The following is a 26,538-nucleotide window of genomic DNA, read 5'->3' on the forward strand; positions in this document are numbered from 1 at the left end:
ATATTAACACTTTTTTAATATTCAAATGATACTTTTGAGATGAAATTTTGTTAACACTTAATTTAAAATGGGTATATTGAATTATAAAATTTTACATATGTAAATATACATACCTATAAATTAATTTCAGGAGCGACTTTAGATGAAATCATCCTTAAGTAATAAACTTATCCGTTTTCTAAAAATTGCCGGAGTAAGTGTTGTACTCATATTGATTTTCTTTCTCCCCGCATTCAATGCTGTATTTAGACATCATTTTGTATATAGCGGAGAAGGAGACGGCTTCAGACAAATGATGCCATTTCAAATGTATTTGTATAACCATATTACAAATCTTTCTAGTTTTTATGATATTTCGTTCGGGCTAGGCGGCGATTATATGAAAGATTTGGCTTATTATTATTCTACTTCGCCGCTCACATATGTTAATTTCTTTTTTGTTTGGATTGCAGAACATGCATTACATATGAATCCGCATACGATTGAATTTTGGCCAGGCAACCAGTTATTCTTTTCAATTTTCAAAGCCTGCCTTACATTTATCGCTGCTTATTATTTAATGCGCTATTATCATTTGAAAAGATATACTGCCGTAATCGCAAGTATGCTTTATGCTGCTTCAAATGTAATGTTCTATTTTAATTTTACATGGTCTTTTTATGGAGATGTTTTAATCTATTTTCCAATCACTTTGCTAGGTGTAGAAAAATTATTTAGAGAGCGAAAAGCAGGCACGCTTATTTTTGGTTTATCACTCACACTAATATCTAATTTCTACTTCAGTTATTATGAAGCAATTATCATTAGTGCGTATTTTATTTATAGAACCATCTTCACCTACAAAAATGATATTATGACCCGTTGGTCAAAAATCTATACAACAATAATTTCGTTAGTAATTAGTTTGCTCATTAGCATTTGGGGTTTTACAAATGGTGTAACCTCTTTCTTACAAAATGATCGCAAACAAAATCCAGTAGAATATCCTTTTTTTGTAAATTTATTTGATACTGAAAAACAAACATTTTTATCTGGATTTCATATTGTTTTATCATTATTAGTCATTATCGCATTGTTGCAATTTAAATTATATAAGCATTATTATTTCCGCTTATTTGCGATTATGACTTGGATTTTCTTGATTGGCTCTTTCACAAACGGCTTTGATAGCTTTTTCAATGGAATGTCGATTCCGCAAAGGCGCTGGGTATATATGTTGGCATTGAGTGCTGCTATTATCACCGCCTTAATGATTCAACATTTATCCGAATTATCAATAACATCCCTACTGGCTGCTAGTCTTCCAGCTATTGGAATTTTTCTTTATTCCTATCATTTCGCTATAGGCAAATGGCATTGGTGGATGAGTACAGTACTTATTTTTATTCTAATGATTGCACTAGTACTCTTATTAAGAGGTAAACAAAACTTTTGGATAAAAATCCTTTTAGTAAGCTTATTTATCCTTCAACAACTTTGGCTGGCTTGGGATTATAACAATAATATACTTTTTCAATATCAAACTGATCAAAAACAAGTGACTAAGTATGATTATTTTAGTCATCCTCTAAATAAAAAAATAAAAGAGATACAAAAGAAAAACAACAATGATTTAATGCGTATTGATTACATGAGTATATTCGGTTTAAATTCACCATTGATATACGGCTATAATGGTATTTCACTTTATTCTAGTATTTTTGATGGCAACATATTGAAATACTATGATAAAACAATGCAGATTAATATGCCTATTGATAAAAACAGCACGTATCGTTTATTCAATAATCGTGCAAATATGATGGCATTATGGAATGTTACTGACCGCTTTAAAATGGGCTCAGATATGAATATGCCGTATGGTTTTAAACTTCAAGATAAAGTTAAAGACGGCAAAGATGGTAATTTCTTACATTCATCTAATCAAATTCATTATCCAAGCGCTCACATTACAACCAAAACATATAGTATGAAACAACTTAAATCACCTTTAGATCGAGAACAAGCAATGTTGCAAGGTGTAGTATGGGACGGCGCTAAAAAAGGTAATTCTAAATTCAAAAATAATCCTAATTTACTCAGTGATACAACGTCTCATTTAAATCAGGCTAAACAACTCGATAAGAATCATATCAAAGTCACCAAAAATCGAGGCGGCATGACATTACAATTACCATCATCAATTGCTGATAAATATAAAGATATGTATGTTGAAATGGATATTGAACGATTATCACCGTCAGGCGAACATTATGTTAAAGTGAATGAATACCAGCAAAAGCGTAATAGATTAGATTATAAATACAGACGCTTCGTAAGTCCTGTCACTATGAGAGTTAAAGCCTCTCCTGATCTTAATATCCAACTTCCTAAAGGCAAATACCGACTTTCCGTAAAAGGAATATATGGTGAAAACTATCAAACACTGAAACAAGCATCACATGAAGTGACCCCAGTAAAAGTTAAAAAGGTAAACAGTGGATTAGAAATCACAAAACCAAAATCAGCTCACGGCTATTTAGTATTGCCAACAGCTTACAGAAATGGTTTATATGCAGAAATAAACGACAAAAAGTATGATGTTAAAAAGGCAAATGGAATTATGAGTGTTATACCTGTTAAAAGTGGTCAAACACATATTTCATTGAAATACGAACAACCATTCTTCAAAACTTTTATGGTCATTACTTTTATCGGTATTATTATTGCTATAATCTGGGCTCGATGGTTAAAAAGAAAGTCATTTAAAAATAAATAATTAAAATTCAAATCGTTGGAGAAAATTTTTTCTCCAACGATTTCATTGTTTCTAAATAAAAATCCCAAATTCTATCTGCTGTTCTACTCTCAACTGTCCTTTATTGGCAATATGAATTTTAAAATTGTTCGAAACTCTATATACAAACTACTGATTTCTCATTATAATATTCTTAACAATCTAATTTCCATTTTAATTTAATGAAATCAGGTTGTATCAATAAAGCTGTTCTACCCCGTTATTTCTATTTGATAGCAGACTTGCAAGAAACCTTTATCCTGTAACGTCATTCCCTTCTTTTTTCTGTCAGCATTACAATCACTTTTTAATTTCATAACAATTACCTTCACACACAAACAATAACTTAGACAACTAGAAATGAGGTATTTCTTTGAACGAATCAAACCATTTTAAATCAAAATCGGATTTACAAAATTTAATAAAGCAATTAGACATCAAAAAATCATTGCATGTATCCGAAAGCTTATCCTATAAAGATTTATTCAAATTATTAATCGGATTATTAAATAAACACGAAATAAAGATGATTGAACAAGCACTTTTAACCAATCTTCCTTTTATCTTTATTGAGCGACCGATATTTCAAAAGCTTATTCATTTACATGATACCGACTATTTCATTCCGCTTGGCAAAAATCGATATTTCATCTCCCCCTATTTTTTAAATGATTATAACCACTTTATCTTGAATCATAAATTCCACAAAATCCCTGACTTAAATAACAATATTTATAAAAACATTGGTTATTATGCATTAGCCGAATCACATCGCAGAAAATATGAAGCTGTTACTTTATCTGATTGTTTAAATCAGCATTTTAGTAATAAAGAGTTGTTTTTTATTACTAAAATCCTAAAAATTGAAATCACGAATCCAATAAGCAGAAAAGAAAACTGCCAACTCATCGCACAAGAAGTTTTGAAAGATTTTTATATACTTGAAAAACTTTTTGAAATGATTCCTTCTATCAAAATTTTATTTTCTCTTATGGTGCTTGAAGATAGAAACAGCTATTTAGGTGCCACAGAAGAAAACCAATCTCTCGCAACATTTATGATTTTCAAAAATACTATGTACGAAATTATGTATCTCCCAAAAGACGTCTTCCTCCATCTCAAAAATTATTTCAATTCAAAAAACATGAATCCAGTAACTATATTAGAAAGTACACTTCACAATTATTCAGCAAAATTTATGTCTGTCGAAGAAGAAACTAAACTTCTAAAAGCATTGATTCGCAATGAATTGAATGAAAGTGATGAAGACAAATTAATAGAAGCATTAAATAATGATCATTTATATAACGATTTATTTAATAGTGAAAATGAGAGTGAAGATCACAAATTTCAATTTTATGATGCTTTACTTCAACTATATGGGTTTGTTCCTTTAAAAATCGTAAAGTTATTGTACGATAAATATTTCGATAATCCTAAATCTATCCTTGAAATTAAGAAAGAAATCAAACTTTTCTTTAAAGATATTGAGGATGAATCATTAGCGGAAGGATATTTTGTTAAACCTATCTTACAAGATGCATATTCAATGTTAAGTGAGATTTACCATAATATTCCATATTATCTACCCGAAACATTAAATGAACTTATCGATTTTAATTCGAAATCTTCATATATAAATCAATTCGAAATTCAAGACAGCATCAACTTTTTTAAAAGACACATTCAGATCCCATCCGAGTTAGAAAAAAATCCAACACCTCTCATTAAATTACTAATTATTGAAGAACTAATTATTCCATGTATAAAAACATTACCTTTTGAAAATGATATTCAAGATACCGTTAAAGATTGGAAAACTCAAGGCTTGTTTAAGAAGGCTTCACTTCAAAATCTAAACAAACATGCTTTAAATCTTTATCGAAATTTACGGTTATGGACTCTAAGAGGTCATACTATTTCCGAATATGAGCGCTTTAGACAAACTCATTCAAATCCTGATAAAACTACAAAAATTATAGAGATAGATTCCTTTAAAAAATAACCCGTTACTAAATCCTATTTAAATACAAAGGAATGGGACATTATTGATCTGTAGCCCCGAAAAATAGAGCCTCGTCAATCGACGTGGCTCTATTTTGTGTAGATATTTAATTATTTTTCAGTGCTATCTTTATCTTCATTTTTTCTTTTTCTGAAGAACATCATTAATCCACCGATAGCGAACATTAATGTAGCATATATTGGGTGTACAGGTGCTAAGTTTTCTCCTGTTTTAGGTAATACTTTTTCTTTACTATTTTCCGCTTTATGATTTACTTCTTTTGTTACTGTGTGATTTTGTTTCACAGTAGACTTAACTGTTGAATTGCTATCAACGTTTTCAACATTTGATGTTAATTTTGATTCTGCAACTTTTTCAGCAGGCGGAATAGTTGTTGACTCTTTCACTTCTAAGTTGTGAATTGCATCTTCGATTGTTTGAAGTGCATTTTGAATCTCTTCTATCGTAAACCCATCTGAATTTTCAACAATTGACTTACCGTTTTTCACAGCTTTTTCTAATGCTTCAACAGATTGTTGTGTGTATTCAGTAGTATGAGTTTTCTCCGCAATAGTAATTACTTTTTGCAATTCTGCTAATTTATCTTTTGAAACTTCAGATGGTTTTTGTCTCTCTTCTACTGGCTTAATTGTTGGTTCATCAACAACTGTTGAGTCAACTTTTTCATCAACGATTGGATCTTCATTGTTTGGTTGGATGATTTCTTCATCGATAATTTCTTCTTGAGTTTCATCTGTATCTAACACTTCTTGTTTCACTTTTGCCGCTTCAGCTGCATCTTTTGTATCTTGTGCATTTTTAGTAGCAATTGCACTATTTAATGCTGCTACTGTTTCATTTACTTTAGTCTGAGATATATTAGGATTAGCTGCTGCTTCAATAGCATTTGACAACGCATCTAACACCGCTGCATCTTCTTTGTCTCCCGGATCAAAGAAATTGATGCTTTCTGCTTTTGCTATTGATTTATTGAGTTCTGTTTTATCAACTTTATTATCTTGTTCCACTTTCTCTGCAGCATCTTTGGCATCTTGCTCTGCTTTTGCACTAAGTGCTTTCTCTAAAACATCTTTTGTTTTATCAACATCTGATTGCAAAGCATTAGTATCTGCTTCAACTTCTTTAGCATTTGACAACGCATCTAACACCGCTGCATCTTCTTTGTCTCCCGGATCAAAGAAATTGATGCTTTCTGCTTTTGCTATTGATTTGCTGAGTTCTGTTTTATCAACTTTATTTTCTTGATTTACTTTCTCTGCAGCATCTTTGGTATCTTGCTCTGCTTTTGCTTTCAATGCATCTTTGGCATCATTGATTGCTTTGGCAGCTTGTTTCAACTCTTCCGGCGTCTTATTTGTATCTGCTTTGGCTGTTACTCCTGCTTTTACAGCATTATCTAAAGGTGTCACTGTATTCGGTGTGTAATCTGCTTTATTAACCGCTTTTGCTGCTTCGATCGCTTTATTCAATTCATCTAATGCAGCTTGCTTTGTTTTTTCATCAACATCTTTAGCATCTTGTTTAGCTTTTTCATCAGCATCTTTGGCATCTTGTGCTTTCTTAGCATCAAGTGCTTCGTTTAAAACATCTGCTGCTTGTTTCACTTGCTCAGGTGTTGCATTTAAATCGCCTTCTACTTCTTGTCCTGCTTTCAATGCGTCATCAACCGCTTTGTCTTCAGGATCATTCAAATCTAAATCATCGAATGCTACTGCTTTATCAAGCGCTTTTTCAAGTTCTGTTTTATCTGCTTTTGCTTTTAAAGCATCTTTGGCATCATTGATTGCTTTGGCAGCCTGTTTCAACTCTTCTGGGGTCTTATTTGTATCTGCTTTGGCTGTTTCTCCTGCTTTTACAGCTTTTTCTAAAGGAGTTACTGTATTTGGTGTATAATCTGATTTAGTGACTGCTTTTGCTGCTTCGATCGCTTTATTCAATTCATCTAATGCAGCTTGCTTTGTTTTTGCATCAGTATCTTTGGCATCTTGTGCTTTTTTAGCATCAAGTGCTTCGTTTAAAACATCAGCTGCTTTTTTCACTTGCTCAGGTGTTGCATTTAAATCGCCTTCTACATTTTGTCCAGCTTTCAATGCGTCATCAACCGCTTTGTCTTCAGGATCATTCATGTCTAAATTATCGAATGCGACTGCAGCATCAAGCGCTTTTTCAAGTTCTGTTTTATCTGCCTTTTCTTTTAATCCATCAATAAATTGATTAATTTCTTTTGCTTTGGCAATTGTCTCTGGCAAACTTGCAGACGATGGATCATCTAAAATACTTTGCCCTTCAACAGCAGCTACTTTTAAAGGTGCAAAACTATTAGGAGTATATGCTGGCTCATCTGCAGCATTTACTTTATTTACAGCCGTTCTCAATGCCTCAATCGCATCAGCTGCAATCTTATTATTGATTTCATCTTCAAGATTCCAAGTTGCTTCTTTAATTGCTTGTGGATTTGCATTAGGGTCATTTTTAACTGCAATTGCAGCATCTAGTGTGTTTTTCAGTATTTGATCTGTAGCTGAATTATTTAATGGTTCTAAAGCTTGTGCCGCTTCAATTTGCTTCGTTAATTCTGATTTATCCGTTACAAGTTGATTAATCGCATCTTGAATAAGTTTTGTAGCACCTTTTAATTGTTCTGGAGTAGCTGCATTATCTGCTGCTAGTTGTTTCCCCGCTTCTTTTGCTGTTTCTAATGGTTTAACAGATTCTGGTGTAAATTCTGCTTGTTCAATTTTTTGTGCTGCATCAACCGCTTTATTTAACTCATCAAATGCTGCTTGTTTATCCTTAGCGGCAGCATCTAGAGCATCTTGTTTGGCTTTTGCATCTAATGCATCGTTTAAATCTTTAGATACCTTTTCGACTTGTGCAGTTGTAGCATTTAAATCGCCCTCTACATCTTGTCCTGCTTTTAATGCATCATCAACCGCTTTATCTTCAGGATCATTCATATCTAAGTTATCAAAAGCAACTGCTTTATCAAGTGCTGCTTCAAGTTCTGTTTTATCAGGTTTACGTTCTAATTGATCGATTCCATCATTGATTTCTTTAACTGCTTCTTCAATTTCTTGAATACTATGTCTCACACGTTCTACTGGATCATTAGATGTAGAAGCTACAACTAATGCATTATATTTATCCACTAAATCTTTAAGGTTTTGTGCAGTTTTTGGTGTATAGTACTCTGCTTCTTCTAACTTTGATCCTCTTTCTGCAACTGCAATTAATTTTTCCACAGCATCTTGTCTTAATTTTTCTTGAATAGCCGTGTTCAATTTATTCTTGCTATCATCAGTTGCTTGTTGATCCGCATTCAAATCATTATCTACATTTTTTGCTTCTGCTAATGCATCAATTAAATTTTGATCGATTTGCTTATTCGGATCTAAGTTTGTAATGTTTTGACCATCAGTTATTGCTTTTTCTAATTCACTTTTATCCTTTGGTACTGCACGAACTGCAAATTTAGGACTTTCGTCTTCTTTTCTAGGTAAGGTTGCTTGAGGTTTATATAAGTCTTTTTCAGCAGTTTCACGATTAAATAATAATTTAACCACTTCAGCCTTAATTTCTTCACTCGTTAATCCATCTGTATCAATGACAGCTAATGATTGATCGATTTCTGAATTATCGTGTTGAGTAATGAGTTCTGCTTTAACTTTTTCTACCTTTTGTTCAGTAGTTAAACTTTCTGCAGAATTATCTGTATCTTCATTATGCTTCGAGTTACTTTCTGTTGCTAATACAGGTGGATTGTTGGCTTCAGATTCAACTGCCTCTGCTGTGGGCTGTTGGTTTGTATCGATCCCATTTTGTTGTTCACTAGTTGGCTTTACATTTGATTCTTTTTGTTCTTCATTTAGTGCAGGTACATTTTCAATTCCTTGTTTAGTTTCAGTTGTAGACGTTGACGTTTCTGGAACTTCTTTGTTTAATTTCAAATCATTTTCTGATTTGACATCATTTATATTATTTTCGAGTGTGCTATTTTCATTTTCTTTTGTTAATTGAGGCGGCGTTTCTTGTGTTATTTCATTTTCGGGTTGCGGGAAAGTTTGTCCTTCTGTTGAATCATTTGCAACTTCAGCAACTGCTTTCTCACTTGTTTCTTCTGCTGCTTGAGCATCATTCTGACCTAAGAACAAAAGTGATCCTAATAAAATCGAAGCTGTTCCGACAGTAAATTTTCTAATAGAATATTTGTTCTTTAAATTAGGTAAAAAATCCAGCTTTTTCATTCGATATCCCCCAATATAGGTAAATTTGATATCTATTAATATTATAATATTACCTAGCGGAATTGTATATGATACATCTCTTATATACATTTAATCATTTTATATAAATTACTGAAAATCGTTACCTGCTTTTATATGTAATATGCAATTAAAATAAATTTGATATATAAAATTGTATCTTCTACAACTATTCATACAAATGTATCTATTATGGTTACTTAAAGTTCGTCTGAGCAGTTTTATGGCCCATTTAGAATTTAAAATTAGATATTTGTATTTAGAACGCTATTTATAGAAGGATTGAAGTATTGCTGTAATAGACTAAACTTTTAAATCGCTATTTTGTTTTCGATAGTCGTCTTTGCTTAATCTTTCTTTTTTAGATATTTTACCGATTTTTGAAATAAAAAAAGACTGCCCCATCATTGGGACAGCCCGATCTTCTCGCATGTCTATTTGTCTAAAATTAACGAATTTCTTTAATTCTAGCAGCTTTACCACGTAAGTTACGTAAGTAGTAAAGTTTAGCACGTCTAACTTTACCGCGACGTTTAACTTCGATTTTTTCAATTTTAGGAGTGTGTAATGGGAATGTACGTTCCACACCAACACCTGAAGAAATCTTACGTACAGTGAAAGTTTCTGAAATTCCGCCACCGTGGCGTTTAATTACAACACCTTCAAATACTTGGATACGTTCACGTGTACCTTCAACGATACGTACGTGTACACGTACAGTGTCACCTGGACGGAATGTAGGTAAGTCTGTGCGTAATTGTGATTTAGTTACTGCTTCGATTAATTTGTGATTACTCATTATTTATTCTCTCCTCTAACCTATGTTCTTGCCTTGACAACAAAATAGCAGCGGATCATAGTGATTTTCGTGCTTAGCACACTTCAACTATATTAGCACACTGCTATTTTGTTTTCAATTGCTTTTTGTAGTTTTCTAGTATTTTTTCATCTTCTGTAGTTAACGGATATTTCGCTAACAAGTCTGGTCTTTTTACAAAAGTACGAATCAATTTCTGCTCATGGCGCCATGCATCAATCTTTGCATGATTTCCTGATAATAATACATCAGGAACATTCATACCTTCAAATTCTCGTGGTCTCGTATATTGCGGGAACTCTAACAAGCCATCAGAAAAAGAATCATCTTGGTGAGATTGTTCGTTGCCAAGTACCCCTGGAATCAAACGGACAATCGCATCTGTCATTGTCATCGCTGGTAATTCTCCGCCTGTTAAAACATAATCGCCAATCGATATTTCATCTGTTACCAAATGTTCTCTGATACGCTCATCATAACCTTCATAATGTCCGCAAATAAATACAATATGTTCTGCAGAACTTAAATCCTGTGCAATCTCTTGTGAAAACGGCTTTCCTTGAGGACACATCAAAATAACACGAGTTGCTTCGCTAGTTTCAAGATCTTTCATTGCATTAAAGACAGGTTCTGGTTTCAACACCATACCTTGACCTCCGCCAAATGGGTAATCATCTACTTGATTATGCTTGTTAATAGAATAATCGCGGAAGTTGACCGTGTTGACTTGAATAATCTCTTTATCTTGAGCTCGCTTTAAAATAGAATGATTCAACACACCATCAAACATTTCTGGAAATAGTGTTAAATAATCAATTTTCATTTTAATCTAACATTCCTTCCAATGGCGTAATTTGAATGCGTCGTCCTTCAACATCTACCTCTTTAACAACATCAGCAATATATGGAATCATATATTCTTTGTCGCCTTTGACAACCCATACATCATTCGCACCAGTTTCAAATATTTCCTTTACACGGCCGATAGGTGTATCACCTTCGAAGACAGTACAGCCGATAATATCTGAATAATAAAATTCATGTTCATCCAACTCGATGTCCGCATGATCACGTTCTTGTGTCAACACATCACCTTTAAAGTGTTCGATATCATTGATATTATGGATACCTTCAAATGTCAGCATATGAAATCCTTTGTGCATACGATAAGATGCAACTGTTAATTCAGTTTCTTTACCATCATGCTTTACTGTTAAGATCTCACCAGGTTGAAAACGTACATCTGTAAAATCAGAATTAGATTTTACGCGCACTTCACCTTTAATTCCATGCGTATTCACAATTTTACCGACTTCAACTTTCATATATTTTCTGCCTCCATTACGGTCTCTGATTGTATATAATACTTTAATGCCTAATAACAAACCCTGAAACAACTATATTGTCTCAGGGTTATATATCTTAAGCAACTTATTACTTAGAATGACGTTGTTCGTCGAAAGTTTTCAAAATACCTTCTCTTGATAAGATATTGTGAACTGTATCAGTTGGTTTCGCACCGTCTTTCAACCATTTAAGTGCTAATTCTTCGTCGATTGTTACTTTGTTTTCACCAGAGTTGTCTACTGGATTGTAAGTACCGATTTGTTCGATAATACGACCATCACGTGGTGAACGTGCGTCTGCTACTACGATACGGTAGAATGGATTTCTTTTTGAACCTAAACGTGTTAAACGAATTTTAACTGCCATGTTTAATTCTCTCCTTTAAATATTTGTTTTCTTTTCTACAAGGAATAATAATAACAGTTAGTTCGAATTTTGTAAAGAGTTTTTTCTTTACCATTTAAAATTCGTTCTATTCTGAAGTATCTACCTTAATTCCACCGCTATACATATATTTTTTAGGGTATTTTGTTAAATTGAGATTACCATCAAAATTTTATCAATTCCTCAATACTTACATGTTTACACATTGAAACTCTATATTTGTTCTTAATGTGAAATTAATTTATATCTTTTGGCAGTGATTTTATATAATGAATTTCACTCACATACTTACCTTTGTGTATGATATCTACATATTCTTGTTCTGGATCAAAGCCATTAAAAGATAATTTATAAGATAGCTTTTTACCAGATTTATCGTAAGCTGTTACTTTTTCATAATATTGCGTCCCTTTTTCAACCTTTGCATATGAATGTTCTGTTTCTAAAAAAGGATTAAATCTATCAACAAATTCATTTCTAACAAAGGCAAAGATGATGACTACACATACGACCGTCATTATAACTGCAAGTAGTGTTTTTTTCATTTGGCACAACCCCTTCATGATGTTTAAACTTAGTTGTTTTAATAATTGTTACGCAAAATGGAAATAGTTTGTAGATGACTGCTGTATCACAATATTGAAAATGTTATGACACGCTTATTTAAAATGTATTCTTATGAATTTGTCTGCTCAAAATCACTGGTTTCTGATACAAATTAAACAAACGCTTATTTACCTTTTCTTAATTATGCCATAACCCCTTTTAAAAATACAGAATTTTCTGATATTAATCCGATAAATAAAAAAGCCAGAGCTTCATACTCTGACTTTCCAATATTAAAACGGTAAATTCATACCTTTTAACATATTTTCCATCTGACTGCGTTTGCCTTTTTTGCCTTTACCGCCACCAGAGAATTGTTTCATCATTTTCTTCATATCATTAAATTGTTTCATTAAACGGTTCACTTCTTGTAATGAACGTCCTGAACCTTTAGCGATACGCTTTTTACGAGATACATTTAGAATATCCGGATTATTACGTTCAGCTAAAGTCATTGATTGGATAATCGCTTTGATATGATCGATTTGTTTATCGCTCATATTCAGCTTATCCATTCCTTTCATTTTGTTCATACCAGGAATCATTTTCATGATTTCATCCAATGGTCCTAAATTTTTCACTTGATCCAATTGTTCTAAGAAATCATCTAATGTAAGCGAAGATGTACGCATTTTTTTCTCTAAATCTTTAGCTTTAGATTCATCAACATCTTGTTGCGCTTTTTCAATTAAGCTGAGTACATCGCCCATACCTAAAATACGAGAAGCCATACGTTCTGGATGGAACAATTCTAATCCATCCATTTTTTCACTCATACCAACAAATTTAATAGGCTTGTCAGTTACAGAACGGATAGATAACGCAGCACCACCACGTGTATCACCATCAAGTTTAGTTAATGTTACACCTGTTACATCTAATTGATCATCAAATGATTGTGCTACATTCACTGCATCTTGACCTGTCATTGCATCGACAACCAACATAATTTCATCTGGTTTTGAAATTTCTTTGACCTCAGTTAATTCACTCATCAATGCTTCATCAATATGCAGACGACCAGCGGTATCAATGATAACGAAGTCTAAATGTTCTTCTTTAGCATATTTCAATGCATTTTCTACAATTTGTTGCGGCTTAACTTGGTCACCTTCACTATATACAGGAAGATTTAATTGTTTACCAACAGTTTCCAATTGGTCGATTGCAGCTGGACGATAAATATCGGCTGCTACAAGCAATGGTTTTTTATTGTATTTTTTTCTCATTAAAAGTGCAAGCTTACCTGCAGTAGTTGTTTTACCTGCACCTTGTAAACCAACCATCATGACAACTGTAGGTGGTTTATTTGCCATATTAATAGTGGAATTCTCGCCACCCATTAATTGTGTTAATTCATCTTGGACAATTTTGATAACCTGTTGGCCAGGTGTCAAAGATTGCATTACATCTGAACCTAAAGCACGTTCAGAAACCGTTTTGATAAAAGATTTTACAACTTTAAAGTTAACGTCGGCTTCTAACAATGCAAGACGCACTTCACGCATCATTGCTTTAATATCCGCTTCAGTCACTTTACCTTTACCTCGGATTTTTTGCATGGTCGCTTGTAAACGATCGGACAATCCTTCAAATGCCATACCCAAGTGACCTCCTTCTTATTCTAATTCTTCTAGTTCTTCAATATATCGTTTCAATGCATCCGGGTCTTCAATAGATGCTTTCATTTGATTATAAATTTCACGGCGCTGTTCAAATTTTGAATACAGCTCTAATTTAGTTTCATAATCTTCTACTAAATCACCAGTTCTTCTTATGTTATCATATACTGCTTGTCGACTCACATCAAATGTATCAGCGATTTCACTCAATGAGTAATCTTGCAGATAGAAGAGTTCTAAATAGTTACGCTGCTTTTTCGTTAACAACGCTTGATAAAAATCAAATAAATAATTCATACGCAAAGTTTTAACTAAATCATTTTTGCTCATGAGATGATGCCTCGCCGTCTTCTGCACGTTCAACTGGTTCGCCATGTTCTTCTTTATATTCATATTCATCGACAGTTTCTTCAATCATGTCAGCAAACAAGCCGTAAACATAGCTTTCTGGGTTGAATGGTTGCAAGTCGTCGAGTTTTTCACCAAGACCAACGTATTTCACAGGAATACGCAATTCATTTCTAATCGCTAAGACGATACCACCTTTAGCAGTTCCATCTAATTTCGTTAAGACAATACCAGTCACATTTGTGACCTCTTTAAAACTGCGTGCTTGAGATAAAGCATTTTGACCAGTAGTGGCATCTAAGCATAGCAATACTTCATGTGGTGCATCAGGTACTGCTTTACCGATGACATGTTTCATTTTTTCTAACTCATTCATTAAGTTTGCTTTATTTTGCAAACGTCCAGCAGTATCACAAATTAGAATATCCACATCTTTATGTTTAGCCGCATTAATCGCATCATACATAACAGCTGCAGGGTCTGAACCTTCGCTTTGGCTGACCACATCAACACCCACGCGTTCGCCCCAAACTTTTAATTGATTGATAGCACCTGCACGGAAAGTATCTCCTGCTGCAAGCATTACTTTTTTGCCTTCTGCTTTATAACGGTGTGCTAATTTACCGATTGTTGTTGTTTTACCGACACCATTCACACCCACCATTAAAATGACATTCAAACGTCCATCTTCAAGGTTCATCACTTCAGAATGATCATCATCTTGTTCATAGATTTCAACGATTTTTTCAACAATGACTTCTTTCAAATCAGAAGTTTCTTTAATATTGCGGCGTTGTGCTTCTGTACGTAATTCATCTACTAATTCCATTACTGTATTGAAGCCTACGTCTGCTGTAATCAGCATTTCTTCTAAAGCTTCAAAGAAATCCTCATCTACTGTACGATAACGTGCAATCAGGTTATTCAATTGTTCTTGGAAATTTTCACGAGATTTTTCTAAACCTTGTTTAAATTTCGCACCTAGTTTTTGGGATTCAATTTCTTCAAATTCTTCGATTGAAATTAAACCGTCATCAAACTCAAAGTCATCTTTCGTTTCTTCTTTTTTCTCTTCTTTAGGTTGGGCTTCTGGCAATGTAGACTTAGGTTCAGGTTTTGAATCTTCTTTCGAGGATTCAGAATCTTGTTTTTCATCTTGGTCTAAATCTTTAAGTTCTTTTTCTTCATCGGATGATTTTCCAGAGAATTTGTCCTTTAATCGTTTAAAAAAGCTCATTCTTGTTCCTCCTTCAATACTTCATCTATCGTATTTAAGTTCACACTCACAAGTTTTGAAACACCTGATTCTTGCATGGTAATACCATATAATCTGTCAGCTGCTTCCATTGTCCCTTTTCTGTGAGTAATCACAATAAATTGTGTCTTCTCAGATAATTGCTTCAAATAATTCGCATAACGAATCACATTAGCTTCGTCTAATGCTGCTTCTACTTCATCTAGTATAACAAATGGTGCTGAACGCACTTTTAATAATGCAAATAATAATGCTATCGCACTTAACGCACGCTCACCGCCGCTTAATAATGAAAGGTGCTGCAGCTTCTTACCTGGCGGCTGTACAATAATATCTACACCAGCAGTCAAATAATCATCATCAGTTAAGCGCAATTCTGCTTGTCCACCGCCAAAAAGTGATTTAAATACTTCTGTAAAATAACCTTGTACAGCATGGAAAGTTGTCTTAAAGCGATCGATTACCGCTTCATCCATTTCTTTAATGATTTGCTCTAAAGTTGCTTTTGCATCGCGCAAATCAGTACGTTGTTCATCTAAGAATGTATAACGTTCATTAACTTCTTCAAATTGCTGAATCGCATTCAAGTTGACAGGACCTAATTCTTCGATCGACATTTTTGTTAATTTCACTTTTTTACGCAATGCATCAATCGACTCATCTTGATCATATAATTCACGTGCTGCTTCAAATGTTAAGTGATAATCTTCATTTAAATGATCCATAGCATGATCAATCAAGACATCTAATTTAGATTGTTCTGCTTTTATATCTTGATAACTATTTTCGATAGAAAGGATATCGCGATGTGCTTCTTGCAGTAATGCATCGTATTTCTCAATCTCTTCGTTAATTTCTTGACGTTGTTTTTTCAACGATGACAAGCGTTGACTGAGTGCTTCTTTTTCTTCTTTTTTCACTTCAATATCAGCTTGAATTGTTTCAAATGCTTTTTGACCTGTCACTTCATCTGAATTGAATAATTTAATATCTTCTGCTAACTTTTCTTGCTGCATTTGATTTTGCTCTAGTTGCTTATCCAAACGTTCGAGTTGTTCACGTCCTGTTTTAGTACGTTCTTTTAACACTGCCAAGTCAGATTTTTTTTGATGCAATTGCTGTTGTAGTTGTGCAGAACTTTCTTTACCTTCTTTAGAAAGTTGTGTCAGTGTTTCAATCTGCTTTTCTAATTCAGCTAATTTATCTGCTAATGCTTGCTTTTGGACTTCTTTATCTTTTAAAGTTTGACGACTTTTTTCACTTTGGTAACCATCATTTTTTTCGAATTCAAACTCTTCATGTTCACTCTTAATATGAGATTCGCTTGTTTTTAATCGATCCAATTCTAAAGATAAATCATGTACACTCTGTTTTTCAACATTATAACGCTGACTGATTTCTAAATATTCTTCACTATATTGATTGGCTGCTTCTTTCACTTGTTGCACATTTTGTTCAAACTGTGCGGTTTGTTGTTGAAATTGCTTTAATTGCTTGCGTAACTGTGCAAGTTCATCTCGCTGAGCGAGAATACTTTTAGTTTGACGCTGCCCTCCACCAGTCATGGAACCGCCTGGATTTACGATGTCGCCTTCAAGTGTCACAATGCGTGTACGATAACGTATCGCACGTGCCAGTTCATTCGCATGCTTTAAATCATCAACAATAATTGTATTACCTAATAAATTAGCTACAACATTACTGTATTGCGGTTTTGTTTGCACTAGTTCTGCGCCGATTCCGATATAGCCTTCTGCCTGTTCAGCAGTAGTTTGAATGTCATGATTCAGATGTCTCGCTTGAATCACATTCAAAGGTAAGAACGTCGCTCTTCCTAAATGGTTTTGTTTTAAATATTGAATCGCTTGTCTTCCATCTTTTTCACTATCCACAATAACATGTTGCAACGAAGCACCAAGTGCTGTCTCTATTGCAGTCGTCAAATCAGATGGCACATCAATGACTTCAGCAACCGCTCCATGAATGCCAGGCAATTCTTTATCTTTGGCTTTCAAGACATGTTTGACGCCATTAAAGAAGTAAGTATAGTCTTCTTCTCTACTGGATAAACTTTCAATTTTAGCTTTTAACTGGTCATTATAACGATACGCTTGATAAAGTTTTTCTTCATCTTCACTTTGCTTATTTTTAGCTTCTGTCAATTTTGATTCACATGTTTGAAGTTCTGCTTCTAAACTTTTCAAGTTTTGCTGACGTACTTGCTGTTTCTTTTCAATGTCCGTTACTTCAGATTGAATCGTTTTGAGTTGATTAAAAGCTTCCAGCAATCGACTATCTAATCTGGATTGTTTAGCTTCATTTTCTTCAATCGTTCGCTCTAAGAATCGAATATCATTATTTACCTCAGATTGTTCAGACATGATGTCATAATATTGGTTTTTAATTTCTTCAAGTTCTTCATCATGATCTGCATCACTGATGTATAACTTGTCTTCTAATGCTTTAATTTCTCCTGTTAATGCTTTTTGCTTATGCATTAAGTCATTTTGGGCAGTTTCCATTTTTTGACGTTCTGCTTTAATTTCTTCAAGTTGCGCTTCTAAAGCAGATTGCTCTTCTTCATAACGGGCATTCGTTTGAGATTGGTTTTTCTTGCGTTCTTCTAATACATTTAATTGACCTGCTAATTTTTCAGCCGCTTCTGTTGTCTGTACCAATTCATAATTCAATCGTTCGATGTCGTCATTTTTCTGATTCAGCTCAGCTTTATATTTACTCAGTGTTTTAGAATAAGAAGTCTTGTCTGCTTCTTTTTGTGCTTGTTTGCTTTTTAATATATTCAACTGTTCATCTGCATTACGAATTGCTTCTTGATAATCATTAATATCATGCACTGTAACAAGTACATCACTCTTTTTCATTTCTTGAGAAAGATGCTGATATTCTTTTGCGATAGCCGCTTCTTCTCTCAACGGTTCTACTCGACCTTCTAAATCATAAAGAATATCTTCAACACGTGTGAGATTTTCTTCAGTCTGATCTAATTTTTGAACAGAAGCTGCTTTTCGTTTTTTATATTTTAAAACGCCTGCTGATTCTTCAATAATTTGACGTCTGTCAGCGGGTTTGGCATTTAAGATTTCATCCACACGTCCTTGTGAAATAATACTGAATGCTTCTTTCCCTAATCCAGAATCCAAAAAGAGTTCAATAATATCTTTCAAACGTGCTCGATCATTATTCAAATAGTACGCACTATCACCGCTTCGATATAATCTGCGCGTGACGATAATTTCATCTTCATCAATATTCAATTGATGTGCATGATTATCTAATTTCAAACGTACTTCAGCATAATTTTGTGCCTTACGATGTTCTGCACCAGAAAAAATAATATCTTCCATTTTAGAACCGCGTAAAGATTTGGCTGATTGTTCACCCAGCACCCATTTTATCGCATCGGTAACATTACTCTTTCCACTGCCGTTCGGACCAACGATTGCAGTGACACCTTGGTCGAAGTTCACCTCAGTTTGTTCTGCAAATGATTTAAAACCGAACGCATTGATTGATTTTAAATAAACCATGCTATACTCTTTCTCCTTATTACTGTTATAACAGTATATTACTTATTTCTTTTTCATATCGTTATAAGCTTTTTCAGCCGCTTTTTGTTCAGATTCTTTTTTCGTTCTGCCTTGACCTTTTGCGACAGGTTCGCCTTCCAATAATACCTCTGAAGTAAATAAACGATGGTGTGCAGGACCTTGTTCATCAATTAAACGATACGTAACATTACCTTTGCTGAGTCGGTGAATCAATTCTTGGAATTGTGTTTTAAAATCTACTACGCCCATCAATTCATCATCTTCTACATGCGGGAATATCACTTCTTCTGAGAACTGCCATACTGCATCTAGACCTTGATCTAAATATAAAGCACCTACAAATGCTTCAAATGCATCAGATACAAGTGAAGGTCTTGTACGGCCTCCTGTTTTTTCTTCGCCTTTTCCTAGCAAAATCAGTTCATTCAACTGGATTTTATTCGCAAATATTACAAGTGAGGGTTCACATACAATTGTCGCGCGCATCTTTGTTAAGTTGCCTTCTGGTAATTCCGGATACTTATCGAATAAATAGCGTGAAACCGTCAATTCTAATACTGCATCTCCGAGAAATTCCAAACGCTCATTGTGGGCTAGACGATCCATATTGAAATCATTTATAAAACTAGAATGGGAAAATGCTTGTTGATAAAGCGGCAAGTGATCATAATTCAGTTTCAACATATGCATTTTATCTGCAAATTTTTTATTGAAATTCTGTAATAATGCTTCTTTCTTGTGATTGGTCAAAAAAAGACCTCCTTTATTTCTAACAAAATACGTATTCATACGCTGTCTATGTTACTCATTTTACGTGAATTTTCCGTAAAACAAAAGAAAAATCTGAGTCGCTAAGATAGACGACTCAGATAATATTTTCATTATTTTTCAAGGTTGTTGATGAAATTAACTGCGTCACCAACTGTATTGATTTTTTCAGCTTCTTCATCAGGAATTTCAGTACCAAATTCGTCTTCTAATTCCATTACTAATTCAGCGATATCAAGTGAGTCAGCGCCTAAATCATCTTTGAAAGATGCGTCTTCAGTTACTTTGTCAGCATCTACACCTAAACGGTCAACGATGATATCTTTAACTTTATCGAAGTTTTCCACGTCGATTCACCTCCTTTAACAAGCCTTTACGACTCTATTATTTTCCCATTTTATTATCAAGAATACAAGTAGGTTTGACTATAAATTAGTGTAATCGCACTACTTATATCGATTTGTACAGATTTAAATGGGGATTATTCCATGAACATTCCGCCGTTTACATGGATAGTTTGTCCAGTGATATATTTTGCTTTATCAGAAGCTAAGAAAGCAACTGTATTCGCAATATCTGTATCTTCACCGAAACGGCCTAACGGAATTTGTGATTTCATTTGGTCTTTAAGCTCATCGCTTAAAGCATCTGTCATATCTGAAACGATAAATCCAGGTGCTACTGCATTGACAGTGATGCCGCGTGAAGCAAGTTCACGAGCAGCAGTTTTTGTTAAACCGATAACGCCAGCTTTTGTTGCAACATAGTTGGCTTGTCCTGGGTTACCCACTGCACCTACAACACTTGTTAAATTGATGATTGCGCCGCTGCGTTGTTTCATCATTTGACGTGTTGCTTTTTGAATACAGTTGAAGACACCTTTTAGGTTTGTATCAATAACGTCATCCCATTCTTGTTCTTTCATACGCATTAATAAATTATCGCGTGTGATACCTGCATTATTGACAAGTACATCCAATGAACCGAATTGAGAAACAACCTCTTGAATCATATCTTTGACTTCATCTGGATTTGCAACGTTAGCTTGAATAGCAAAAGCTTCGACACCTTTGCCTTTGATTTCTTCTACAACCGCTTCAGCTTTTTCTTTGTTGCCTGCATAGTTAACAGCTACGTTGTAACCTTCATCTGCCAATTGCAAGGCAATGCTGCGTCCAATTCCTCTAGAAGCTCCTGTTACTAATGCACTTTTACTCATTTTCATTCCATCCTTTAACGTCTTCGAGTGTTTGAATCGAAGTTAATTTAATATCTCTGTTGATTTTCTTGATTAAACCAGATAAAACTTTTCCTGGTCCGATTTCGATAAAGTGGTCAACACCTTGATCGATTAACCATTCTGTTGATTTGATAAATTGAACTGGTGAGTAAAGTTGTTTCACCATATTTTGTTTAATAACCTCAGCATCTGTTTCCGCTTCAGCGTGGTAATTTTGTACTACTGGAATTTTTGCGTCATGCCATTCAAATTGATTAATATAATCTTCAAAATCTTTTTCAATCACTTGCATCATAGATGAGTGGAAAGGTCCAGATACATTTAACGGCAAGACACGTTTTGCACCTAATGATTTTCCTTGTTCGACAATACGATCAATCGCTGTCTTATGTCCTGAAACAACAATTTGTCCTGGAGAATTAATATTTGCAGGTTCAATGATAGAGCCTTCTTCAGAAAGTTTTTCACAAATTTCTGCGACTTCATCATAATCTAAACCTAATACTGCTGCCATACTTCCAACACCGCTTGGGAATGCTTGTGCCATCAATTCGCCTCTTTTGCGAACGATTTTAACCGCATCTTCAAAAGAAAGTACTTCTGCAGCAACTAAACTTGAATATTCACCTAAGCTGTGACCCATTGTATAATCAGCTTCCACATTGTTCAAAGCATTCAATAAAGCGATACTATGTGTCAGCAATGCCGGTTGTGTATTTTCTGTTTCGCCTAATTTACCTTCTTCGTCTGTAAACATTGTTTCAAGCAAATCAAAATCTACCGCATTCTGTGCTTGATTTAAAATTTCAGTTGCTTGTGTATCAACTTCATATAAATCTTTTGCCATGCCGACTTTTTGTGCACCTTGTCCTGGAAAAATAATGGCTGTCTTACCCATTATGTTCACCTACCGTTTCTCTCATGATTTCAACTATATGTTCTTCACCAGCCATTTTAGCTTGGCGAATTGCTGAATAAAAGGCTCTGGCATTTGAACCGCCGTGCGCTTTTACTACATTACCGTCTAATCCAAGTAAAACAGAACCGCCGTACTCAGCATAATCCATTTTCTTCATGACTTCATTCAAATCTTTTTTCAAGATAAGTGCAGCTAATTTATTTTTAACACTGCTTAACAATGTAGATTTGAACATTTTACCGATTGATTTTGCAGTACCTTCTAAGTTTTTCAGTACCATATTACCAGTAAATCCATCAGTTACGACTACATCTGCTGCATCATCCATCAATGTTTTAGCTTCAACATTTCCTGAGAAATGGAATGAAGTATCTTCGCTCATTAACTGATATGCTTCTTTAGTCAAACTGTTACCTTTTTTCGGTTCAGTTCCGATGTTCAATAATGCAACTTTAGGCGCACCGATACCTCGGATTTTTTCAGCATAAATATTTCCTAATTGTGCATATTGCAATAAATGTTCCGGTTTAGCATCCGCATTTGCTCCAACATCCAAGAATGTAAATCCTTTTCCTGAAACGGTCGGTAAAGTAACTACTAATGCAGGGCGTGCTACACCTTTGATACGACCTACGATAAATAGACCTGCAGACATTAAAGCACCCGTATTTCCTGCAGAAACACACCCTGATGCTTCTCCATCTTTAACAGCTTGTGCTGCTCTTACCATAGAACTGTCTTTTTTACGTTTGATAGCACGAACAGGTTCGTCAGTCATTTCAATTTCTTCTGTACAATGACGGAATTCTAAGCGTGAATGTTTAATATTGCACTGCTTTTCATCTCCGAATAATATAATATGTAAATCAGGGAAGTCATTCAACGCTTTCTCTACCGCTTCTAATACGATACCAGGTGCGTCATCTCCACCCATCATGTCAATGGCTAATGTCACCATATCATGATTCCTCCTCGCTATAATAATACATTTTGAATGTACCTTTAAATACGCATTTATCTTTCACATAGGACGATACCGCCACAGTAATATACTTTTTGCCGAAATCTGTCACTTGTGCAAAAGCATGCACAGTATCATGCAATTTGACTTGTCTCAAAAAGCTCACTTGGCTATCGCGTGTCAGCACCATATTCTTTTGAATCAAAGCTACACACAAAGAGTTAGCTTGTGCAAACAAAATATGGCCGCGGGCAATATCATTTCGTGTAAATACTGAGTCTTCTGTGATATAAATCAATGATTCAGCAGTTACATTCGGTTCTACCCGAATCAAGTCACTGATAATTTCATTACCTTCAATTGCACGGATATGTTTGTAATTATGTTCTGCTACAGATTTAATACGTTTTCTTAATTCTGGGATTTTCAAGTAAGTTCGATCTAATCGAATTGTTTGGATACTTACTGAAAACATGTCACTCAATTCATTGTCAGTCATAAAGGGGTTTTGTTGTAATTGTTCCTTGATAGCATCACGTCTTGCTTGTTTTTTTAATTTCATTTCTCTGCCCCTTTCTTTTTAGTACCAAGTCTTAAGACTACCTTCATATCATATCATTTTCTTTTTAAAATGCTCAACAAAAAACACATCATACATGTGTTAAAAATAGTTTAACTAAAAATGTACGATGTGTCATTTAAACATTAATCAAAACTTGTATGCAATAAGTTTTCTTCAACGAAGTTGCGCAATACTTCATACTCATCTGTAAAAAATTTACCGGATTGAATAAGTTCACCCGCTTCATCTCTCGCCACTTCTAACATACGATAATCTTCAACAATATTCGCTACTAAGAAATCAGGAAGACCGCTTTGTTTTACACCGAAGAAATCGCCTGGACCGCGCATTTCTAAGTCTCGCTCACTCAATTCAAACCCGTCTGTTGTCTGTGTCATAATGTTCATACGCTCTATGCCAGTTTCTGTTTTAGGTGAAGCAATAAGCACACAATAACTTTGATGATCACTACGACCGACACGACCACGCAGTTGGTGCAGTGTAGACAAGCCGAAACGATCGGCATCATAAATAATCATGAATGTTGCATTCGGAACATTCACACCTACTTCAACGACTGTCGTAGACACTAAAATATCAATCTCATGTCGATTGAAACGCTGCATGACGTCATCTTTTTCATCTGCAGGCATTTTACCATGCAATAAACCGACACGTCCTGCTCCGTAGTGTTCTTCTAGCGATTCATATAGTGCAACAACATTTTGAACGTCTTCCAGATGTTCAGAGCTCTCAATTAAAGGACAAATAACATATGCTTGGCGGCCTTTTTCTAACTCTGAAGTCATTTGATTCAATACAGTATCATATTGTTCATGTTTCGCCCACATCGTTTTAATCGGTTTCCGTCCTTTTGGCAGTTGTTTAATAGAAGAAACATCCATTTCTCCAAATACCGAAATTGCTAATGTTCTTGGAATCGGGGTTGCTGTCATAAACAACACATTTGTCATCGCACCTTTTTCACGCAAGGCTTGTCTTTGGTTAACACCGAAGCGGTGCTGCTCATCTGTAATAACCAGGCCAACATTTTGGAATGAAACATCATCTTGAATTAAAGCATGTGTACCAATCAGACAATCAATCGTACCATTTTCCAGTTGTTCTAATAACAACTTGCGTTTTTTACCTTTAACTGAGCCTGTCAGTAACGCTACATTCATTCTATCTCCGAAAAGTTCTGTTAAACTTTCTGCATGTTGTTCGGCTAATATTTCTGTCGGTACCATCAATGCAGATTGATAGCCTGCTGTTTTCAATGCAAACATACAAAGAGCTGCGACAACTGTTTTTCCTGAGCCTACATCACCTTGTAATAGTCGATGCATACGAAGAGGTGCTTTTAAGTCCCTGAAGATTTCGTTTACACTATGCTTTTGGGCATCAGTCAGTTCAAAAGGAAGGTCATCAATAAACTTTTTAACTTCTGCCAGGTCATAGTTAATCTCTATAGCTTCATCACTAGCTTTTTCTAATCTATTCAACCATTGCATTCGCAATTCAAATAAGAAAAGTTCTGTAAATGCATAAGTTCTGCGTGCTTTTAGTAATTCTTTTTTGTTATCTGCATAATGCAATGCACGAATTGTAGTAGCCAGTGATTCTAGTTTATATTTTTCACGTAAATCATCAGATAGCCATTCTCGAATTTCAATATCATCCAATACTTTACGGATAATATCTCGCATCGTCTTTTGTTTAATGCCTTCTTTGATACGGTATACCGGGTCTAATTGTTCTCCATCAGCATTTTGTAGATCTTCTGAACCCGTTGTAAACATACGCATGCCGTTTATTTCTTGCTTTGCACGGTTCCATTTACCTTTTACTGTTACATGATCATGTAAATTAATTTTCTTTTTAAGATAAGGTTGATTGAAAAAGACGGCTTTAACCGCAATATTGTTAATCATAAGATGCACTGTTACTTTAGAACGGTTTCTACCAAAAAAAGCGACAGTGGGCGTAGAATAAACTTCGCCGGTCACTGTCACGGTGGATTGATCTTCTGCTTCATTCAAGTCTACGATACTATTATCCTCATAGCGAACTGGCAGATAGAGTACTAAATCTTCTACATTATATATATTTAATTCATTTAACACTGCAATGCGTTTAGGTCCTAGCCCTTTAATCTGTTCTAACGCATAGGGTTGATCAATGAGATTTACTTTAGACATGTTAATCACCAAATATTTTTTGTTTTAAGCGTTGGCCGGTTGGTGTGCCAGCTAAGCCTCCGCGTCCCGTTTCTCGAAGTGCTGAAGGCATCGTTTTTCCGATTCGATACATCGCATCTATTACTTCGTCTGTAGGAATACGCGAAGCTACACCTGCAAGTGCCATATCTGCTGACACAATTGCATTTGAAGCACCTGCTGCATTACGCTTTACGCAAGGCACTTCTACCAGTCCCGCTACTGGGTCACATACTAAACCTAGCATATTTTTCATACAAATTGCAAAAGCTTCAGCTGACTGCTGCGGTGTACCGCCAGCCATTTCGACTGTTGCAGCTGCTGCCATAGCTGCAGCTGACCCTACTTCTGCTTGACATCCCCCTGCTGCACCTGAAATAGATGCATTATTTGCTATCACAAATCCGAAGGCTCCGGCTGTCAAAAGAAAGTTCAGCATTTCTATTTTTGTCGGATTGAAACGTTGTCTAATTGCAAAAAGGACTCCCGGTACAACCCCTGCTGAACCTGCAGTAGGAGTTGCACAAATTTTCCCCATCGCTGCATTGACTTCATTGGTCGCCACTGCTTTACTTACTGCATCTAATAGTATTGGTCCTGACAAGGCTTGTCCGCTTTCTAGATATTTACGGATTAATACAGCATCTCCTCCTGTCAAACCTGTAGCTGAAGTCACGCCGTTCAATCCTTTATCTAATGCATCTTCCATAGTTTGAAAATGGTGGCTCATTCCAGCATAAACATCTTCTGCTGACATGCCTGTTACTTCCATTTCTTGTTCTAACATAATTTCATGTATCGCTTTATGTTCAAGTTCGCATTTTCGTACAAGTTCTTCTACTGATTTAAACATTTTA

Annotated in this window: 20 protein-coding genes; 2 read left to right on the forward strand and 18 right to left on the reverse strand. The window is 34.8% G+C overall.

The features are described from left to right. The first annotated feature begins 142 nt into the window (after positions 1-142). Both DYE31_RS08110 and DYE31_RS08115 read left to right on the forward strand, forming a co-directional pair. The gene (locus DYE31_RS08110; RefSeq protein WP_015900120.1) at positions 143-2,758 is read left to right on the forward strand and encodes a YfhO family protein; all 2,616 of its coding nucleotides are present in this window, start codon (positions 143-145) and stop codon (positions 2,756-2,758) included. A gap of 391 nt (positions 2,759-3,149) precedes the next feature. After that, positions 3,150-4,781 carry a hypothetical protein gene (locus DYE31_RS08115; RefSeq protein WP_015900119.1) on the forward strand — a complete coding sequence of 544 codons (1,632 nt, stop codon included), beginning with the start codon at positions 3,150-3,152 and terminating at the stop codon, positions 4,779-4,781. Between the two features lie 110 nt (positions 4,782-4,891). Here DYE31_RS08115 and DYE31_RS08120 read toward each other — a convergent pair whose 3' ends face one another. The 18 genes from DYE31_RS08120 to sdaAA all read right to left on the reverse strand — a co-directional run bounded on the left by DYE31_RS08120 (position 4,892) and on the right by sdaAA (position 26,534). Next, on the reverse strand, positions 4,892-9,046 hold the full coding sequence (locus tag DYE31_RS08120) for a YSIRK-type signal peptide-containing protein (RefSeq protein WP_142744906.1): 4,155 nt from the start codon (positions 9,044-9,046) through the stop codon (positions 4,892-4,894). A gap of 466 nt (positions 9,047-9,512) precedes the next feature. Beyond that, positions 9,513-9,863, reverse strand: a complete 351-nt coding sequence (gene rplS, locus DYE31_RS08125; protein WP_015900117.1) for a 50S ribosomal protein L19 — start codon at positions 9,861-9,863, stop codon at positions 9,513-9,515. Between the two features lie 103 nt (positions 9,864-9,966). Then, complete coding sequence (gene trmD, locus DYE31_RS08130; RefSeq protein WP_015900116.1) at positions 9,967-10,704, reverse strand: tRNA (guanosine(37)-N1)-methyltransferase TrmD; 738 nt, start codon at positions 10,702-10,704, stop codon at positions 9,967-9,969. Position 10,705: 1 nt separating this feature from the next. Continuing rightward, positions 10,706-11,206, reverse strand: a complete 501-nt coding sequence (rimM, locus tag DYE31_RS08135) for a ribosome maturation factor RimM (RefSeq protein ID WP_046099443.1) — start codon at positions 11,204-11,206, stop codon at positions 10,706-10,708. Positions 11,207-11,315: 109 nt separating this feature from the next. Beyond that, positions 11,316-11,594 (reverse strand): 30S ribosomal protein S16, encoded by a 279-nt coding sequence (gene rpsP / locus DYE31_RS08140; protein ID WP_015900114.1) that lies wholly within the window; start codon positions 11,592-11,594, stop codon positions 11,316-11,318. A gap of 254 nt (positions 11,595-11,848) precedes the next feature. After that, positions 11,849-12,157, reverse strand: coding sequence for a YxeA family protein (locus tag DYE31_RS08145; protein WP_015900113.1), 309 nt, complete (start codon positions 12,155-12,157; stop codon positions 11,849-11,851). A gap of 294 nt (positions 12,158-12,451) precedes the next feature. Next, positions 12,452-13,819, reverse strand: a complete 1,368-nt coding sequence (gene ffh, locus DYE31_RS08150) for a signal recognition particle protein (RefSeq protein WP_046099444.1) — start codon at positions 13,817-13,819, stop codon at positions 12,452-12,454. A gap of 18 nt (positions 13,820-13,837) precedes the next feature. Continuing rightward, positions 13,838-14,170 (reverse strand): putative DNA-binding protein, encoded by a 333-nt coding sequence (locus tag DYE31_RS08155; protein WP_015900110.1) that lies wholly within the window; start codon positions 14,168-14,170, stop codon positions 13,838-13,840. Beyond that, on the reverse strand, positions 14,157-15,425 hold the full coding sequence (gene ftsY, locus DYE31_RS08160) for a signal recognition particle-docking protein FtsY (RefSeq protein WP_015900109.1): 1,269 nt from the start codon (positions 15,423-15,425) through the stop codon (positions 14,157-14,159). The genes DYE31_RS08155 and ftsY overlap by 14 nt, the downstream gene beginning before the upstream one ends. Continuing rightward, positions 15,422-18,991, reverse strand: coding sequence for a chromosome segregation protein SMC (smc, locus tag DYE31_RS08165; protein WP_015900108.1), 3,570 nt, complete (start codon positions 18,989-18,991; stop codon positions 15,422-15,424). Before smc ends, ftsY begins: the two co-directional genes overlap by 4 nt. A gap of 42 nt (positions 18,992-19,033) precedes the next feature. After that, the gene (gene rnc, locus DYE31_RS08170) at positions 19,034-19,702 is read right to left on the reverse strand and encodes a ribonuclease III (protein WP_371860190.1); all 669 of its coding nucleotides are present in this window, start codon (positions 19,700-19,702) and stop codon (positions 19,034-19,036) included. A 191-nt stretch (positions 19,703-19,893) separates the two neighbouring features. Then, a complete protein-coding gene (locus DYE31_RS08175) occupies positions 19,894-20,127 on the reverse strand; it encodes an acyl carrier protein (RefSeq protein WP_002480667.1) in 234 nt (77 codons plus the stop codon). Between the two features lie 134 nt (positions 20,128-20,261). After that, positions 20,262-20,999, reverse strand: coding sequence for a 3-oxoacyl-[acyl-carrier-protein] reductase (fabG, locus tag DYE31_RS08180; RefSeq protein ID WP_015900106.1), 738 nt, complete (start codon positions 20,997-20,999; stop codon positions 20,262-20,264). Beyond that, on the reverse strand, positions 20,992-21,918 hold the full coding sequence (gene fabD / locus DYE31_RS08185) for an ACP S-malonyltransferase (protein WP_015900105.1): 927 nt from the start codon (positions 21,916-21,918) through the stop codon (positions 20,992-20,994). The genes fabG and fabD overlap by 8 nt, the downstream gene beginning before the upstream one ends. After that, a complete protein-coding gene (gene plsX / locus DYE31_RS08190) occupies positions 21,911-22,897 on the reverse strand; it encodes a phosphate acyltransferase PlsX (RefSeq protein WP_015900104.1) in 987 nt (328 codons plus the stop codon). Before plsX ends, fabD begins: the two co-directional genes overlap by 8 nt. Position 22,898: 1 nt before the next feature. Continuing rightward, on the reverse strand, positions 22,899-23,462 hold the full coding sequence (gene fapR, locus DYE31_RS08195; protein WP_015900103.1) for a transcription factor FapR: 564 nt from the start codon (positions 23,460-23,462) through the stop codon (positions 22,899-22,901). A 143-nt stretch (positions 23,463-23,605) separates the two neighbouring features. Beyond that, a complete protein-coding gene (gene recG, locus DYE31_RS08200) occupies positions 23,606-25,663 on the reverse strand; it encodes an ATP-dependent DNA helicase RecG (RefSeq protein ID WP_015900102.1) in 2,058 nt (685 codons plus the stop codon). A 1-nt stretch (position 25,664) separates the two neighbouring features. Further along, on the reverse strand, positions 25,665-26,534 hold the full coding sequence (gene sdaAA / locus DYE31_RS08205) for an L-serine ammonia-lyase, iron-sulfur-dependent, subunit alpha (RefSeq protein ID WP_015900101.1): 870 nt from the start codon (positions 26,532-26,534) through the stop codon (positions 25,665-25,667). Between the last annotated feature and the right edge of the window lie 4 nt (positions 26,535-26,538).

This window comes from Staphylococcus carnosus (genome assembly GCF_900458435.1).
GTDB classification, from domain to species: Bacteria; Bacillota; Bacilli; order Staphylococcales; family Staphylococcaceae; genus Staphylococcus; species Staphylococcus carnosus.